General features: G+C 44.1%; 16 protein-coding genes. 11 read left to right on the forward strand and 5 right to left on the reverse strand.

Annotated elements, in window-relative coordinates:
* Window positions 1-40: 40 nt before the first annotated feature.
* Window positions 41-1,204 carry a BamA/TamA family outer membrane protein gene (locus ATB74_RS11680; RefSeq protein ID WP_081090103.1) on the forward strand — a complete coding sequence of 388 codons (1,164 nt, stop codon included), beginning with the start codon at window positions 41-43 and terminating at the stop codon, window positions 1,202-1,204.
* A gap of 9 nt (window positions 1,205-1,213) precedes the next feature.
* Window positions 1,214-2,143, forward strand: coding sequence for a hypothetical protein (locus tag ATB74_RS11685; RefSeq protein WP_061018632.1), 930 nt, complete (start codon window positions 1,214-1,216; stop codon window positions 2,141-2,143).
* A gap of 112 nt (window positions 2,144-2,255) precedes the next feature.
* Here ATB74_RS11685 and ATB74_RS11690 read toward each other — a convergent pair whose 3' ends face one another.
* The 3 genes from ATB74_RS11690 to ATB74_RS11695 all read right to left on the reverse strand — a co-directional run bounded on the left by ATB74_RS11690 (window position 2,256) and on the right by ATB74_RS11695 (window position 4,617).
* A complete protein-coding gene (locus ATB74_RS11690) occupies window positions 2,256-3,842 on the reverse strand; it encodes an AbgT family transporter (protein ID WP_060982536.1) in 1,587 nt (528 codons plus the stop codon).
* A gap of 387 nt (window positions 3,843-4,229) precedes the next feature.
* Entirely contained in the window at window positions 4,230-4,355 is a 126-nt protein-coding gene (ykgO, locus tag ATB74_RS23790; RefSeq protein ID WP_004734365.1) for a type B 50S ribosomal protein L36, read from the reverse strand.
* A 1-nt stretch (window position 4,356) separates the two neighbouring features.
* A complete protein-coding gene (locus tag ATB74_RS11695) occupies window positions 4,357-4,617 on the reverse strand; it encodes a type B 50S ribosomal protein L31 (protein WP_009847432.1) in 261 nt (86 codons plus the stop codon).
* 124 nt (window positions 4,618-4,741) lie between these two features.
* Here ATB74_RS11695 and tsaA point away from each other — a divergent pair, with 124 nt between their 5' ends.
* The 6 genes from tsaA (at window position 4,742) to ATB74_RS11725 (ending at window position 9,274) form a co-directional block, all read left to right on the forward strand.
* A complete protein-coding gene (gene tsaA, locus ATB74_RS11700) occupies window positions 4,742-5,437 on the forward strand; it encodes a tRNA (N6-threonylcarbamoyladenosine(37)-N6)-methyltransferase TrmO (protein ID WP_050619947.1) in 696 nt (231 codons plus the stop codon).
* A gap of 101 nt (window positions 5,438-5,538) precedes the next feature.
* A complete protein-coding gene (locus tag ATB74_RS11705; RefSeq protein WP_061018633.1) occupies window positions 5,539-7,254 on the forward strand; it encodes a proline--tRNA ligase in 1,716 nt (571 codons plus the stop codon).
* Between the two features lie 189 nt (window positions 7,255-7,443).
* On the forward strand, window positions 7,444-8,139 hold the full coding sequence (locus ATB74_RS11710) for a tellurite resistance TerB family protein (protein ID WP_061018636.1): 696 nt from the start codon (window positions 7,444-7,446) through the stop codon (window positions 8,137-8,139).
* Window positions 8,140-8,306: 167 nt separating this feature from the next.
* Window positions 8,307-8,510 (forward strand): YaeP family protein, encoded by a 204-nt coding sequence (locus ATB74_RS11715; protein ID WP_008222923.1) that lies wholly within the window; start codon window positions 8,307-8,309, stop codon window positions 8,508-8,510.
* 1 nt (window position 8,511) lies between these two features.
* On the forward strand, window positions 8,512-8,703 hold the full coding sequence (locus tag ATB74_RS11720) for a DUF4250 domain-containing protein (RefSeq protein ID WP_010436438.1): 192 nt from the start codon (window positions 8,512-8,514) through the stop codon (window positions 8,701-8,703).
* A 244-nt stretch (window positions 8,704-8,947) separates the two neighbouring features.
* Entirely contained in the window at window positions 8,948-9,274 is a 327-nt protein-coding gene (locus ATB74_RS11725; RefSeq protein ID WP_060982543.1) for a hypothetical protein, read from the forward strand.
* Window positions 9,275-9,736: 462 nt separating this feature from the next.
* Here ATB74_RS11725 and glyA read toward each other — a convergent pair whose 3' ends face one another.
* A complete protein-coding gene (glyA, locus tag ATB74_RS11730) occupies window positions 9,737-10,987 on the reverse strand; it encodes a serine hydroxymethyltransferase (protein ID WP_048612231.1) in 1,251 nt (416 codons plus the stop codon).
* 347 nt (window positions 10,988-11,334) lie between these two features.
* On the opposite strand from glyA, the gene ATB74_RS11735 reads away from it, so the two are divergent.
* From ATB74_RS11735 to ATB74_RS11745, 3 genes are all read left to right on the forward strand, one after another.
* Window positions 11,335-11,937: a YitT family protein gene (locus tag ATB74_RS11735; RefSeq protein WP_061018638.1), complete on the forward strand. Its 603-nt coding sequence runs from the start codon at window positions 11,335-11,337 to the stop codon at window positions 11,935-11,937.
* Between the two features lie 82 nt (window positions 11,938-12,019).
* Window positions 12,020-13,585, forward strand: coding sequence for a winged helix-turn-helix domain-containing protein (locus ATB74_RS11740; RefSeq protein ID WP_061018639.1), 1,566 nt, complete (start codon window positions 12,020-12,022; stop codon window positions 13,583-13,585).
* 102 nt (window positions 13,586-13,687) lie between these two features.
* A complete protein-coding gene (locus ATB74_RS11745; RefSeq protein WP_061018641.1) occupies window positions 13,688-14,596 on the forward strand; it encodes a hypothetical protein in 909 nt (302 codons plus the stop codon).
* A gap of 144 nt (window positions 14,597-14,740) precedes the next feature.
* On the opposite strand, the gene treC is transcribed toward ATB74_RS11745, so the two are convergent.
* Window positions 14,741-16,426, reverse strand: a complete 1,686-nt coding sequence (gene treC, locus ATB74_RS11750; RefSeq protein WP_061018643.1) for an alpha,alpha-phosphotrehalase — start codon at window positions 16,424-16,426, stop codon at window positions 14,741-14,743.
* Window positions 16,427-16,482 lie beyond the last annotated feature (56 nt).

Consider the following 16,482-nt stretch of genomic DNA (forward strand, 5'->3'; position numbering starts at 1 on the left):
ACATAGATACTCCCTCTTTTAGTGAACACATGAGTGCACCATGCTACATAAAACAACGACTATTTTTGGCTCGTTGCAATGGATCTGCTCCCTGCTCCTTGGACTCTCTTCTACTTCTTTAGCACAAGAAGATACAGTTCTCCCCTCGCCACCAGATAACAAAGATAACGGATTATTTTCACTGCTTGGGGGGCCAGCTTACATGCCTGAAACTGGCTTTATGCTTGCCATCGGAGGATTGTACTCATTTAACACCACACCGGAACAACCGAGCAAAACTCAACGATCTTCTATCACATTAGTGGGTATCGCCAATGAAATGGATAGCGGTGTAGGGTTTGGTGTTCGCTCTAAGCAAAAAATATTTTCTCCACAGAATCGACTTCGTTACTTCGGCCAATTATCGATGGGAAAACAAAGCTTGTACTACTTCGGTACAGGTTATCAATCAGGGGTAAATACCGGCAAAGATGAAGAGAACTTAGTCGACTATGATTTCGTCACTTACAATGCCGATCTAGGAATGCACTTAGGTAACAACATTTACCTAGGGCCAATACTTCGCCTGCAGTACAAAAAGGCCATTGAAGAGTCGATTTCATCAAACGTCGCTCAAGATACCGATTTTGTCTACGGTCAAGATAACCCCTTCACTTTAGGGCTAGGGTTAGCCTTACAGTGGGATACTCGAGACATCGCAGTAAATGCACGTCAAGGTCAGTTTCTAAGCCTTGAATACGCGAGCTACCAGGACAACTTTGGCAGTGACTCCAATTTTGAAAAAGCCGAAGCCGATTACCGTCTTTATTGGACACCAATCAAAGGCTCCACCTTCGCTTTTCTCAATACTGCCAACCTAAGTACAGGCGATGTGCCCTATTACGAACTGCCGACCTTTGGCGGCCAAGATTCCATGCGTGGCATCTATTACGGACGCTACCGTGATATGCACAGCATTGAGCACACCATGGAGTATCGCCAGTCATTTATGAGCCATGGTGATTACACCAAACATGGCTTTACGATGTGGGCAGGTCTCGCTACAACAGCTAAAAACACCAACGAGCTGTATCAAGATAAAATTTACAGCTATGGCGTTGGTTATCGCTATGAACTCCAACCTCGTATGAATGTTCGTGTTGATCTCGGGTTTGGATCCAATGATGCCCAAGGCCTTTACTTGTCGATCAACGAAGCGTTTTAAGAGGCCATCATGACGAAATTTACAACGTTAGGTGCCGCTGTCGCATTGGCTATAGGGTCAACACCAAGTAAGGCAGAGAACGGTGCACGAGTCGATTTTCCTGATGCTGAAACACAGCAAAAGCTGAATAAAAAGTGGGAGCATGCTTTGCCCTTTCATGCCCAAAAAGCAATTGATCTAGGTTACGCTCTGCCTCTACCATTTTCTGTTTCATTTATAGGTAACGCTTCTAAACAAAACATCGAAATGTATGATTTGGGCGTGCAAGTTGGCGATGTAGACTTAGGAGACAGATACGATCTTTCTCAGGTGTCCTTTGGTACTCCTGAGATCGAGAGCAAAAGCATGCAGCTGCGCGCTGCGGCTTGGGTGTTTCCTTTCTTACAAATGGGTGTGCATGTAGGCCGTTTCTCGGGTGGAACACAATTAACAGCCGAAATACCGACCTCACTCTTTAAAGCTTGCGACAATCATCCAAGATTACCCACTTGCGCTAAAGAATCCGTCAGCACTCCGGAGTTTTATCCCGATGTTGAAGGTTCGAACTGGGGGTTCTCAATGAATATTGTAGGTCAGGTTGGGGATTTCACTTATGTGCTTCCGGCCAGTATGACGCACTCTCGCACTGATGATGAGCGTACTAACACTAAAACAATGTTGTTCAGCCCACGAGTTGGCCAACTTATCCAAACTGAAAACTGGGGTAACATTTTCCCCTATATGGGTGCCGCTTACATGCATAGCGAAGGGCTAACCCAAGAAAACAACGCACTAGGTGTGGATGGACTGTCTTACCAATTATCTCAACAGAGCGCGGAAGACTACTCTGCAATCATCGGAGCAAACTGGAATATCACGAAAACTTACGGAGCTAATTTAGAATTTATCGGAGGCCCGGGTAGAAAAATCATCAATGTCATCATGACTTACTCCTACTAGTTCCCAGTGGCATAACGAAAAAAACCTGCGATAAACGCAGGTTTTTTTGTTCTCTATAAGAAAGAGTTGTCTATAAGAACGAACCGTCTATAAACAAATATAGTTCTCAAGGCTAAGGCGTGTAGTACGTTTCAGCACCAGGGCCTACTGGTAGACCAAATACGAATACCCAAACGTAGAACATTAAGCTCCAACCAACCAAGAACACGATTGAGTATGGAAGCATAGTTGCAATCAGAGTACCGATACCTAGGTTCTTCATGTAACGAGTCGCTACCGCAAGGATAAGGCCAAAATAGCTCATCATTGGAGTAATAATGTTCGTTGTTGAATCACCGATACGGTAAGCCGCTTGAATCGTTTCAGGAGCGTAACCTACTAGCATTAGCATTGGAACGAAGATTGGTGCTGTTACTGCCCACTGAGCAGAAGCTGAACCGATCATCAGGTTAATGAAACCACACATTAAGATGAATGCGAAGAACAGCATTGGACCCGTTAGGCCAATATCCTGTAGGAAAGTAGCACCTGCAACTGCGAATACTTGACCGAAGTTAGTCCACTTGAAGAAAGCAACAAACTGAGCAGCAAAGAACACAAGTACGATGTACATGCCCATTGAAGACATAGATTTAGACATTGCATCGATAACATCACGATCAGTTTTCATTGTGCCGGTAACTTTACCGTAAACAAAACCAGGAACCGCGAAGAATACGAAGATGAACGCTACGATACTTTTCAGGAATGGAGAACCTGAAACCGTACCTGCGGCTGAACGTAGAACGCCGTCAGCTGGAACAATCGTCCAAGCAAGAAGCGCTGAAACCGCTAGCACTGCGATACCCGCAAGCTTAAGGCCTTTCTTCTCAACGTCTGTTAGTTTGCCCATCGAATCATTTGATAGGTCTTCAGACGCTTCTTCATCGTTGTATTTACCCAGTTTTGGCTCAACAATCTTCTCAGTTACAAATGCACCTGTAATCGCAATGAAGAACGTCGAAACAAACATGAAGTACCAGTTTGATTCAGGACCGACGCTGTAAGTCGGGTCGATCATTTGTGCTGCTGTTTCTGTAATACCAGAAAGCAGTGGATCAACCGTACCGATTAGAAGGTTTGCAGAGTAACCACCAGATACACCAGCAAATGCTGCCGCTAGACCAGCTAATGGGTGACGACCCAAAGAGTGGAAAAGCATTGCTGCAAGAGGGATAAGTACTACATAACCAAGCTCTGAAGCCGTGTTAGAGATAATACCGGCAAAAACTACGGTTACCGTAACCATACGCTTAGATGCGCCCATTACCATGCCACGCATCGCCGCAGATAATAGACCTGAGTGTTCAGCAATCGCTACACCTAGCATTGCAACAAGCACGGTACCTAATGGCGCAAAGCCAACAAAGTTTTTAACTAGATTAGTAACAATGAGCTGTAAGCCTTCAGCGTTAAGTAAGCTTACAACGTAGATCATGCCGTCAGCAGCACGACCAGGAGCACCTTCTGGGCGAGGGTCCATAACAGATACTTCAAAATATCCAGCGATACCTGAAGTAACTAAGATTGCGACACAGAAGATTGCGAAAAGAGTGATCGGGTGGGGTAATAGGTTCCCCAAATATTCAACACCATCGAGAAAACGGGTAAAAATAGGTTTCTTTGGCGAGTTGTTTTTTATTGAAGCTGATGAACTCATCAGTTCCCTCCTTGTAGTGATTCCTATGCAATTGTGACAAAAATGTTCAAATTGCCAGCGAAGGGTACGCGACAAAATTATCAATTAGAAATTCAAAATGTTACAAAATGTGTAACAATCGACGATTTTTAACTCTATTTGAACAATTAATTAGCAAATAAATCTACATTAAATACAAAATCTAGATTTATAATTCACAAATACACATTCACTACAAATATAACTGATAATATAACCCATTGATTCACTTGAAAATAAAACACGCCATACTCTAAGTTAATACGCAATATTCTGCTAGGTTCTTCTCGAGGGAAAAGAAAAACAGACAAATGAATGAAGTTTGACTTTCCCCTCGTTTTTACACTCGCGTCACATCAATTTGACTGACTATTTCTGAACCGCTTTGAATCTCGGATTGGTTTTGCAGATAACATAATGACGACCTCTGCGCTTTACTATCTGGCAATCAGGATGGCGGCTTTTCGCGCTTTTAAGTGATTTCACAACTTTCATTCTATTTCGCTCCCTTACCTAATTGACCAAAACGACGTGTGAAGTTCGCAACACGTCCTTCTTTATGCAGCACTCGTTGTTTACCCGTATAGAAAGGATGAGACTTTGACGACACCTCAATCGTGAAGTAAGGATAAGTATTGCCGTCTTCCCATTCGATAGTACGGTCTGTTTTTAGCGTTGAGCCGATTAAGAAGTACTCATCGACACTGGTGTCATGAAAAACCACGGGACGGTAATCTGGATGGATATTCGGTTTCATTGTATTTCCCTTAAATAACTAATTTGATATGTTATAACATTGCAAATGATAATTATTATCAAAAGAAAAACAAGCTATTTTATGATATTTTTCCGTCTTAATCGTAATCAGAGAACACCCAACTATGTACACCATTGAACCTGTTGGCTTTATTGAGTCTCCTTATAAAGAGAAGTTCGCTGTGCCAAGACAGCCTAGGCTAGTACCCACATCCACCTCAAGAGTCAGGTTGGTTGATGCAGCAAACTGCCTTGAGTCTGTTCGTGATATCGAGCAATTTAGCCATGTTTGGTTACTATTTCTGTTCGACAAGAACCTTGAAGCAGGCTGGAAACCAACTGTGAGGCCACCTCGCCTTGGCGGGAATGAACGTATTGGTGTATTCGCGTCTCGTGCCACATTCAGACCGAATGGAATTGGCATGTCTGCGGTTGAACTAAAAGGTGTGTCTCAAGAAAAAGGACAAACTTGGTTGGATCTCGGCAGCGTCGACTTAGTAGACGGTACACCGATCATCGACATCAAGCCTTATATCCCCTACTCAGATTCGATTCCGGATGCATTGGGAGGGTTCGCCGCCGACGAACCAGAGGTGCTCGACGTTAACTTTTCACAGCAAGCGCAAAGTAAGCTCGCAAGCCATCCACAAGCGCGCCATATCATTCAGGTGATCAAAGAAGTATTAGGCCAAGACCCTCGCCCTGCCTATAAGAAAGGTAAGCCTGACAACAAAGAATATGCGGTAAATTTGTTCGATCTTAACGTGAAATTCGTGGTTGAAACGCTTTTCATCAATGTAACTGACATTGAACGCTTTTGAGATCCCAAATAGGCTGATATTATATGCGGCTATATCAGATTTGCTGTGGTCACGAACGACAGCAAGTTTTCTTTTATCAATGATGAAACGGATACCATAGAATGCGTACCAGTAACTACCTTCTTTCTACTCTGAAAGAGACTCCAAACGACGCAGAAGTTATCAGCCACCAGCTGATGCTACGTGCAGGTATGATCCGTAAGCTAGCTTCAGGTTTATATACTTGGCTACCTACTGGTCTACGTGTACTGCGTAAAGTCGAAAATATCGTTCGCCAAGAGATCGATAATGCAGGTGCCGTTGAAATCTTGATGCCCGTAGTTCAACCGTTTGAGCTTTGGGAAGAGACTGGCCGTTCTGAAAAGATGGGTCCTGAGCTACTTCGTTTCACAGACCGTCACTCTCGTCCATTTGTTCTTAGCCCAACAGCTGAAGAAGTGGTAACGAGCCTAGTACGTAACGAGATCAGCTCTTACAAACAGCTACCTCTAAACCTGTACCAAATCCAGACTAAATTCCGTGATGAGCGCCGCCCTCGTTTTGGCGTAATGCGTGCACGTGAATTCTCTATGATGGATGCGTACAGCTTTGATATCGATAAAGAAGGCTTAGAAAAGTCTTACCAAGCGATGCACGATGCTTACTGTAAAGCATTCGACCGCATGGGCCTTGAGTACCGTCCAGTATTGGCAGACTCTGGCGCAATCGGCGGCAGCGGCTCTCAAGAATTCCACGTTCTTGCTGAAAGCGGCGAAGACCTAATCGCATTCTCTTCTGAATCTGATTACGCAGCGAACATCGAGAAAGCAGAAGCACTAGCTCCAACGACTGAAGCGGCAGCGCCAACTCAAGAGATGGAACTGGTTGATACGCCAAACGCAAAAACAATCGCAGAATTGGTAGAGCAACACGGTCTAGCAATCGAGAAGACAGTTAAGACTCTATTCGTTAAAGCTTCTGATGAAGTAGACGCTGATATCATCGCGCTAATCATCCGTGGTGACCACGAACTGAACGAAGTGAAAGCAGAGAACCTTCCACAGGTTGCTTCTCCGCTAGAGATGGCTTCTGAAGAAGAAATCCGTGCACTTGTTGGTGCAGGTCCTGGTTCACTTGGCCCTGTAGGCCTAGAGCTACCATTCATCGTTGACCGCTCTGTTGCTGTAATGAGTGATTTCGGCGCTGGCGCAAACGTAGATGGTAAGCACTACTTCGGCATCAACTGGGGTCGTGACGTTAAGCTTGCTCAAGTTGAAGACCTACGTAACGTTGTTGAAGGCGACCTTAGCCCATGTGGTCAAGGTACTATTCAGCTTAAGCGTGGTATCGAAGTTGGTCACATCTTCCAACTAGGTAATACTTACTCTAAAGCAATGAACTGTAACGTGCTTGGTCCTGATGGTAAGAGCGTAATCCTAGAAATGGGTTGTTACGGTATCGGTGTTTCACGTGTTGTTGCATCTGCTATCGAGCAAAACCACGATAAATTCGGTATCACTTGGCCAGACGCACTAGCGCCATTCCAAGTTGCTATCGTACCAATGAACATGCACAAATCTGAGCGCGTTAAAGAAGCAGCTGAGAAGCTATACGCTGAATTAACAGCTATGGGTATCGAAGTTCTATTCGATGACCGTAAAGAGCGTCCAGGTGTAATGTTCAAAGATATCGAGCTAGTGGGTATCCCTCACACTATCGTTATCGGCGATCGCAGCATGGACGAAGGCAACTTCGAATACAAAAACCGTCGTACTGGTGATAAAGAAGCTATCGCTATGGACACGGTTATCGAGCACCTTAAAGCTCAACTAGCTTAGTAATCCGATTACTCACTAGATAAACATTGAAAGGCTGCCATTAGGTGGCCTTTTTTGTGCCTGTCGTTTCCCTTCAAGTTCTCTTCTATTTATCAGTAGAGTAAATAACGTGAGTTAATCCCCGGTTCATCTTTAAATCCGTATATTGGGTTCATCAACTCTTTAGACCCGCTTACATTGGAGGTATCGATGGATATCAAAAGCTTACTTAACCAAGCACTTAAGTCAGATCTCGTTAAACAAGGAACTCAGAAGCTTTCCCAAGGATCTTCGAGTTTAAGCAGCCTCTCTCAAGGCAGTAGCAGCAATGGCAAGGGTATCAACAAGAGCACACTTGGCGCTTTCGGTGCAGGCGCAGTTGGCAGCGGACTGTTAGGTGCGTTAATGGGCTCGAAGAAAACCAAGAAAATGGGTAAAAAAGCCGCAGGTATTGGTGGCGCAGCAGCACTTGGCGCTCTCGCTTACAAGGTCTACAACGACTACCAATCTAAACAAGGCCAAACACCGAATACCGAGCAAGCTCAATTTGATGAGAACGACTCAAACCATAGCGTACTGATTCTCCGAGCGATGATTGCAGCGTCCAAAGCCGATGGCCATGTCGATGAAGAAGAGATGGCTAAGATTGAACAAGCCGTCGAAAACATGGGTGCCGATTATCAACTGACTAAATTGGTGTCTGAAGAGTTGCACAAACCACTCGATCCAAGTGAAATCGCTCAACTCGCGACATCACCGCAACAAGCCAGCGAAATCTACTTAGCCTCTTTGATCGTAGCGGATGAGCAGAACTTCATGGAAAAGGCGTACCTCAAAGAGTTAGCCAAACAACTCAATCTTGCTGATGAAGTGACTTATCAACTTGAACAACAAATATCTGGTTAAGCGGTCAATATCCGGCTAATTGGCAAGCTAGCAAGTGATACGTTGAGCATCAACAGAATGAGATATTGAGCAAGAACAAACTAACTCTGAACTTAATCAGATCCACTTTGTTTTTACTTATCTCTATGTGTATATTGAGATCAGTTATCATTTGGTTAGGTATAAAAATGAAAGTATACGATTGTTGTGATTTGGTGCGTGAACTGTATTCTCAAATTGGCAGTGGCGACCAAGGCTATATCCCGAAAGCGATCACCTGCGCGGTAAAAACATTGAATGACCTTGCTGCAGACGAATCTCTTCCTAAAGAAGCGCGTGAGCGTGCAGCCTTTGCCGCTGCAAACCTACTGATCTCAGATTTCGAGGACTAATATGAACCTCGCTAACTTTGAAAAGATGGATCCTGTGATGTTGATGAGCATCGTCAACATGAAACTGCGTGACGACTTCGGCGGTGATTTGGATCGAGTGGTCAACTTCTACGAGATCGACAAAGCAGCATTGATAGCGAAACTTGCGTCTGCTGGCTTTGAGTTCCTTCCAGAAGCCAAACAGTTTAGATAGTCATTTAGAACAAGCTTGATTTTGAAAGGCCAACCTTAGTGTTGGTCTTTTTATTTATTGGCCGGAAGAAGGGTACATAATAGGCCAAAGATCAATAAACCTATTATAAATTATCTGTTTGCGCCTATACTTTTATATCCTAGAGTCAACCTGCGATCCTTGAACCAAAGCGTGTTGTTGTATAGGCTACCCAGAACAGCATATAAAACTCATCACTAAGTTGGATGATATCGAAGGACTAACAATGAAAAGACTCGGACTATTAGCCGTTATCACAGCCGCACTCACCGCAGGGTGCTCTTCAAATACTCAGCAAGATAACTTTCGTGAAGCCTCTTTTGAACTATGTAATACCGAAGTCGATATCTACTCTGTAAGCCATGATGAGCGAATTCGTATCGTCTGTTCTGATGGTTCTAAATTCGCTTTGAACAGCGAAGATACGCTAGAAGTAATGCGTGATATCAACATCGACTACTGCGATGGCGAAGGCTTAGGCAAATTCAATGAAAGCCGCAGCTACTACTCGTTTAAGTGTAAATCAGGCACTTTACTGAGCATCAAAAAGTAAAATCGAGACCAGCAAACAACAAAGGGTTGATGTGCAAGCATCAGCCCTTTTTAGTATCAGCCTTTCTGTATTCTCAGATACCCCAACTCCATACCGACAGATACAAAAAAGGCTCCCAACAGGAGCCTTTCAAATCATATTTTTCAATCAAATAGCTTTAGTTCAGGAAAAGACACGAAGCTTTCAACACCCTTCCCTAAAACAAAAAGGACTCAATGAGCCCCTTTAAAAGTGTTTTTCAAAGTAGTCGTTTGAAATTCTAGGAGAGCACGCGGAGCTTACGAATGTAAGTGAGCATGCTCGACAACGACTTTATTACTTACGAATACAAAAAAGGCCCCAACAGGGACCTTTTAAACTTTTTTCAAAGTAGATGAGCGAAGTTCAAGGAGCTCACACGGAGTTTGCGCTAGCAAATGAGTATGTGCGACACAGAAATTCGTTCACTCTACGCAGAAAAAATTAAGCGTAAACTGGTAGACGCTTACAGATCTCTAGTACTTTAGCTTTCGTTGCTTCGATAACAGACTCATCGCCCATGTTATCTAGGATGTCACAGATCCAACCTGCTAGCTCTTTCGCGTCTGCTTCTGAGAAACCGCGACGAGTGATAGAAGGAGAACCGATACGGATACCTGAAGTAACGAACGGGCTACGAGGATCGTTTGGTACAGAGTTCTTGTTCACTGTGATGTTCGCTGCACCTAGTGCTGCATCTGCTTCTTTACCTGTGATGTCTTTATCGATTAGGTCAACTAGGAACAGGTGGTTCTCTGTAGAACCTGAAACGATGTTGTAACCGCGTGCAAGGAATTCAGCAACCATTGCTTTTGCGTTAGCAACTACGCGAGCTTGGTATTCTTTGAATTCTGGCTCTAGAGCTTCTTTGAACGCTACTGCTTTACCAGCGATAACGTGCATTAGAGGACCACCTTGGCCGCCTGGGAATACTGCTGAGTTTAGCTTCTTGTAAAGATCTTCGCCTTCGTTAGAAAGGATAAGACCACCACGAGGACCAGCAAGCGTCTTGTGTGTTGTTGTTGTTACAACGTGAGCGTGTGGAACTGGGTTCGGGTAAACGCCTGCAGCGATTAGACCAGCAACGTGAGCCATATCTACGAAGAAGTAAGCACCTACTTTGTCAGCAATTTCACGCATGCGCTTCCAATCACAAACTTGAGAGTAAGCTGAGAAACCACCGATGATCATCTTAGGCTTGTGCTCGATAGCTAGCGCTTCCATCTCTTCGTAATCGATTTGACCTGCTTCATCGATACCGTAAGGAATGATGTTGTAAAGCTTACCAGAGAAGTTTACTGGAGAACCGTGAGTTAGGTGACCACCGTGCGCAAGGCTCATACCTAGAACAGTATCGCCAGCGTTCAGCAGTGCCATGTATACAGCGTTGTTTGCTTGAGAACCTGAGTGAGGTTGTACGTTTGCGTATTGAGCGCCAAACAGTTCACATGCACGTTCGATTGCTAGAGTTTCAACTTTATCTACGTACTCACAACCACCGTAGTAACGCTTACCTGGGTAGCCTTCAGCGTATTTGTTTGTAAGTTGAGAACCTTGAGCTTCCATTACACGTGGGCTTGTGTAGTTTTCTGAAGCGATAAGTTCGATGTGCTCTTCCTGACGAAGAGTTTCTTCTTGGATAGCTGCGAATAGATCCGCATCGTAATCAGCAATGTTCATGTCACGCTTAAGCATCTGTATCTCCTGACTCAGATTGTACTGAAAGTTTCAAAAAAACCACACAACGACCGAAAGCAAACGTTTCCGTCACCGTTTTGATGTGACGCATTCTACATAATTTGATCTAGGTCATAAAGAGCTAATTGCAATTTTATCATGCAGTTTTTTCATAATCACATATAAGATTCATCATGGTTATTAAGCTTATCCAACCAAAGATGACGCTTACTGTCAATTTTACGCTTTACACCCTGTAAAACGCAGATTACATAGGTTTACCTTAATTTTGCACCTCAAGCTACCGAAAGCTAAGGTTTTTCTCTACTATGCACGCCTTTATTGGTTAGGTAATTATAAAAACGATGGAAAAACACTCACGTAAAGAAGATTGGGTAGCGATTCTCACTGGCACGTTTTTAGTGGCGTTAGGCGTCTTCTTTTTACAGTCAGCGAACCTGCTTACCGGTGGTACTACTGGCTTGGCTCTGCTTTTGAGTCAATTCTTGCCTGTAACCTTTGGTATTTTGTACTTTGTTGCCAATTGTCCATTCTACTTATTGGCCTGGAAACGATTTGGCCGCAGCTTTGCTATTAGCAGCGCGATTTCTGGTGCTTTAGTGTCTGTGTTTGCCGATCATTTATACTTAGTTATCTCGCTAGAAGTTCATAACGAGATCTATTGTGCTGTTGCCGGCGGCTTATTAATGGGCTTAGGTATGCTAATCCTATTCCGTCACCGCTCAAGCCTGGGTGGCTTCAACGTACTGTGCTTATTTATCCAAGACCGCTACGGTATCTCGGTAGGTAAAACACAAATGGGTATTGATGCGTGTATTCTTTTTGCATCGTTCTTCTTTGTATCACCTTGGGTGATTACCGTATCTGTATTAGGCACCGCAGTATTGAACATCGTATTGGCAATGAACCACAAACCAACTCGCTACTCGGTGAATTACGCGTCTTAATACCAATCACCCTATGAATTACTAGCTGTTTTTAATAACAAAAACAGCTAGAATTTAGGTTTTATAAACCGTCGCCTTTTCTATGCAAGATTACCTCTCTAGCGCCAAAGACCAACAAGCCTCTATTTATATTGAAGGCTTGGAATTCAACCCCAACACTCGAGTCTTAAGCTGCGACAAGCAGGTCATCGATTTAGAACCTCGTTCTATCGAGCTATTGGAGTTGCTTCTTACCAGCGTTGGTCAGCCGCTCGCTGCCGAGCACATCATTGAATCTGTATGGCAAAGTAACTTCATTTCCAAAAATGTTCTGACAAACCGAATCAGTACCTTACGTTCAGTACTTCAAAAACACCTGCCAGATAGCGACGCAACCAAAATACTGGTGACTTATCCGCGCAAGGGCTACTTCCTTAACCCAAGCTCGGTTAGCTTTGCCGCGGCTTCCCCTGAAAACGCACCTAATAATGCCACCATAGAGTCTCCAACCAATAAAAAAGGATTTGGCTCCAATCCTGCTAACCCTTGGCTTGTTGTGGTGTCTTTGGTTTTGCTGATCAGCACCGCGGTAATGGGCTATATGCTTTGGCAATCTTCGACTCGAGCCTCTGAAGTCGAACGCGACCAACGATTGATTCCTAAGGTTGAGCTGCTACTCAATCGCATTGATGCTGTCGGAGACAACGCAAGGCACTATCGCAAGGTTGTTAAAGCTCTGCTACTTCAACAGCAAATTGAGTACGCCTACACCGATTTAGCCAACCAAGATGCTCCTAGTTACTTCTTAGATCCAATAGATAGCTCCCCTTTCTTCCCTGGCGCGAAAAACATGCGTACCAGTGACTATCTACTTAACATTCAACTGAAGGACCAAGAAGTTAACAAACGACTCGCGGCCAAGGTCAGCCTGATCTACCCGATCTCAGGTAAGCTTGCCTTTCGTGGCGTTTATTCTGTTGATATAGACAACCTCAGCGAAAGCTTGATGGAGATTAACCAAGAGCTAGCCAGCTACTTTGCTTTGCCTGCACCGTTGTCGCCGGAATGGTCTGTCGACAATACCGAAGTCAGCGAGTTGCTGAGTGGAAAACCCATAGTGTTTGATAACATCAAGCTCAACACCATGACCTCTACTCTGATTGCACGACAACTTGCTCTATTTGAAACGGATCAGAAGAAGCTCATTGCGTTCACGAATCTTGTTCAAACTCGATTTAAGTTACTTCCGGACGAACTCAAGCTGTGGCTTGGTATCATTCATTTCAAACAGAGAAACCTGCAAACCGCAAAAGAACTCCTGACCAATACCTCAGGAAACTCTACGATCGAAAATGCGTTGGTTTATATGATGGTTTCTCACATTGCTTATAAGCAAGGCAACATGGAGAAGTTCCGCCTCAACTACATGGAGTCTCTGGTTGCGTTATTAAGAGTGGTTCCATCCGAAGAGCTATTCGCTCGACTATCTAAACCGGAATCCAAATCGACCTGCCTACAACCTTGGAAGAGCTTAAAGCTAAGCGTTAAAGAGCCTCTGATCATAAAGCAGTGGGAAAACTTAATGCTTAACTACTGCACAGCTGTCGGGCAGCAGTTCTCAAATGACAATAAAAAGCCCTTTCAAATAAACAACTTAAATATAAATTAAGATCTTATGTGACTTCGTTTTTTGCCCTATTTACTCCTCAAACAATAGCATTCCTAAAAACATCGGGCCCACCAAGGGCTTTCAACTTTAGGAATATTAAACATGAAGAAAACAATGACGCTGCTAGCGACCTCTCTCTTTGCTCTCTATGGTTGTGGTGGCGGAGGTGGCTCTTCTTCTGGTTCAACAGGTGGTAACAAAGGGCCAAGCAATCAGGTTGATTACCCGATTGCGAGCGCTACGTTTTCCCCGAAACCAGAAACAACATTGGGCTACTCATTTACCAAAGATGGTCAAACTGAAGGCGTGATGACAATGAACTTCACTCCTTTAAGCGGTGAACTCATTATTGCAGGGTTAGAAGAAGAGACCGGCAATGAAACTGTCGTTCAAGTTATCAATGACCTCATCAATTACGGCATCACCGAATTTTATGTTTCTGAAGACATCATGACGAATGTTGAAGGTACACAAGAAGACGGCAGCATTTATTTTGCTGGCCCTGACCGCGGCCTACACGAGATCACCAGTGCCTACTTTATTGGCAGCCAATACGTCACAAGAATGATGTACAGCAGCCCACTGTTCCGTTTGAAAGGAACAGACGTAAAAGAGAGCAACCCTATCATTGATATCAGTGAAGAAACCATTTCAATGCAAATCACGCTTGATGGAGAAGCCGTCACGAATATGTTGAGTGACTTTGAGGATCACCAGTGGGTTAAAACGTTATCCGCTGACGCTTCGTGCCAAGTCACTTGGCAGCAGGAAATTAATGAAACTGGTGTGCGTAAAAGCTTCACTGTTTCGGGTAAATCGATCGAAGCTGCGAATCTTACGGAGAAAAACACTTACCACATTGGCTGTGTTGGGATGGACTCAGCAGAGTTTGGCACATCGTCTGAGCGCTGGTTCAACCCAACGATTGGCCTAATTGAGCAGATTGAATTGATGTCTGTAGAACAATCTACGATCGAAGAATCAGCAGCGCTACTGACCTCGATTAGCTAGCCCTGACTTAGATTCACTAAATCTGAGCGTAACTGCTGACTAACCACAAGCAATAAAAAAGGCTTTGGGGAGCACTCCAAAGCCTTTGTAGAAGCCGAACCCTTTAAGGGGAATAAGAATTAGGCTTATTGAAATAAAACAAGGTCACCCTTCAATCAAGAGAATACGAGTCTCGTAAGGACGCAGTACTTGATGATGTAATGCGACTGAAGTGTTCGCTTGTTGATAGTTAGACAACAGACTCTTCGCCTTAGTCATATCAAAACGTTCTGGTAAAACGCATTCCGCCTCTTCACCATAATAGTTGTTAATACACAGCAAGGTTTGCCCTTCGTTCTCACGTACATACGCAAAAATGGATGAGTGCTCAGGCAATAAATCTTGATAGCTGCCATCCGTAATCACTGGTACTTGTTTGCGTAACTCAATCAAGCTCTTATAGAAATAGAAAACAGAGTCTTTGTCTTCAAGTGCTTGCTCAGCGTTAATCTCAGAGTAATTATTCGCTACATCAAGCCATGGCTGAGCTTGTGAGAATCCTGCGTAAGGCTCACTGTTCCATTGCATTGGTGTACGAGAGTTATCACGAGACTTCTGCGCTAAAATAGCCATCATATCTTGATGAGCTACACCATCACGGTTCACCATGATGTCGTACATATTGGTACTCTCAACGTCACGATATTGGCTGATGTCGGTATAGCCAGGGTTGGTCATACCAATCTCTTCACCTTGGTAAATGTAAGGTGTGCCTTGCATCATGTGGACAGAAGCAGCAAGCATCTTGGCTGATTCAACTCGATATTGCTGATCGTTACCTAAACGGCTCACCACTCTTGGTTGGTCGTGGTTACACCAGAATAGTGCGCCCCAACCTTTTCCGTTCAATCCTGTTTGCCAGTGATTGAAGATCGATTTGAGCTGTAAGAAGTCAAACGGAGCATTAGTCCACTTCTCACCATTGGTGTAATCGACTTTAAGGTGATGGAAGTTAAACACCATCGATAGCTCGCTGTTATCAACATTTGAATATTGCTGGCAATGTTCCAACGTGGTTGAGGACATCTCGCCGACGGTGACGCTGCCGTACTTCTGAAATACTGCTTCGCTGATCTCTTTTAGATATTCATGCACACGTGGGCCGTCTGTGTAAAAACGGCGACCATCACCGATATCATCATTAGGGAAATCTTGCTGCTTTGAAATCAGGTTAATCACGTCTAAACGGAAACCGTCGACGCCCTTCTCAGCCCAGAAACTGATAACGTCTTTCACTTCTTCACGTACAACTGGGTTCTCCCAGTTCAGGTCGGCCTGTTCTTTGGCGAATAAGTGTAGGAAGTATTGCCCAGTCACCTCATCTAATTCCCACGCATTGCCACCGAACTTAGACTGCCAGTTAGTTGGAGCTTGACCATCTACTGGATCTTTCCAGATATAGTAATCGCGGTACGGGCTGTTTTTATCGCCCAGAGCAGATTGAAACCATGCATGTTCAGTGGACGTATGGTTAACCACAATATCCATCACGATACGAATACCACGCTGATGTGCTTCAGACAGCAATAGGTCGAAATCTTCCATGGTGCCAAATTGAGGATTAATCGCGTAGTAATCTGAAATATCGTAGCCGTTATCAATCATTGGTGATGCGTAAACCGGAGTTAACCAAATTGCATCGACACTCAAGTGTTTGAGGTAATCCAGTTTCGAAATGATCCCTTTGATATCTCCAGTACCTTTACTGCCACTGTCGCAGAAGCTCTTTGGGTAGATTTGATAGATGGTCGCGGTTTTCCACCAGCTTTCATCATGTTCAGTCATCGCCATCTCTAACACTCACTTACCAAAAAATATAAATTAAAATCACCATGCAAATCATGGTC

The organism is Vibrio splendidus, assembly GCF_001557875.1.
GTDB lineage: Bacteria > Pseudomonadota > Gammaproteobacteria > Enterobacterales > Vibrionaceae > Vibrio > Vibrio splendidus_F.

What these genes read in the sequence shown, in the direction of transcription:
- ATB74_RS11680 (WP_081090103.1), top strand. Translation starts at nt 41, where the DNA reads ATGCTACATAAAACAACGACTATTTTTGGCTCGTTGCAATGGATCTGC.
- ATB74_RS11685 (WP_061018632.1), top strand. Translation starts at nt 1,214, where the DNA reads ATGACGAAATTTACAACGTTAGGTGCCGCTGTCGCATTGGCTATAGGG.
- ATB74_RS11690 (WP_060982536.1), bottom strand. Translation starts at nt 3,842, where the DNA reads ATGAGTTCATCAGCTTCAATAAAAAACAACTCGCCAAAGAAACCTATT.
- ykgO (WP_004734365.1), bottom strand. Translation starts at nt 4,355, where the DNA reads ATGAAAGTTGTGAAATCACTTAAAAGCGCGAAAAGCCGCCATCCTGAT.
- ATB74_RS11695 (WP_009847432.1), bottom strand. Translation starts at nt 4,617, where the DNA reads ATGAAACCGAATATCCATCCAGATTACCGTCCCGTGGTTTTTCATGAC.
- tsaA (WP_050619947.1), top strand. Translation starts at nt 4,742, where the DNA reads ATGTACACCATTGAACCTGTTGGCTTTATTGAGTCTCCTTATAAAGAG.
- ATB74_RS11705 (WP_061018633.1), top strand. Translation starts at nt 5,539, where the DNA reads ATGCGTACCAGTAACTACCTTCTTTCTACTCTGAAAGAGACTCCAAAC.
- ATB74_RS11710 (WP_061018636.1), top strand. Translation starts at nt 7,444, where the DNA reads ATGGATATCAAAAGCTTACTTAACCAAGCACTTAAGTCAGATCTCGTT.
- ATB74_RS11715 (WP_008222923.1), top strand. Translation starts at nt 8,307, where the DNA reads ATGAAAGTATACGATTGTTGTGATTTGGTGCGTGAACTGTATTCTCAA.
- ATB74_RS11720 (WP_010436438.1), top strand. Translation starts at nt 8,512, where the DNA reads ATGAACCTCGCTAACTTTGAAAAGATGGATCCTGTGATGTTGATGAGC.
- ATB74_RS11725 (WP_060982543.1), top strand. Translation starts at nt 8,948, where the DNA reads ATGAAAAGACTCGGACTATTAGCCGTTATCACAGCCGCACTCACCGCA.
- glyA (WP_048612231.1), bottom strand. Translation starts at nt 10,987, where the DNA reads ATGCTTAAGCGTGACATGAACATTGCTGATTACGATGCGGATCTATTC.
- ATB74_RS11735 (WP_061018638.1), top strand. Translation starts at nt 11,335, where the DNA reads ATGGAAAAACACTCACGTAAAGAAGATTGGGTAGCGATTCTCACTGGC.
- ATB74_RS11740 (WP_061018639.1), top strand. Translation starts at nt 12,020, where the DNA reads ATGCAAGATTACCTCTCTAGCGCCAAAGACCAACAAGCCTCTATTTAT.
- ATB74_RS11745 (WP_061018641.1), top strand. Translation starts at nt 13,688, where the DNA reads ATGAAGAAAACAATGACGCTGCTAGCGACCTCTCTCTTTGCTCTCTAT.
- treC (WP_061018643.1), bottom strand. Translation starts at nt 16,426, where the DNA reads ATGGCGATGACTGAACATGATGAAAGCTGGTGGAAAACCGCGACCATC.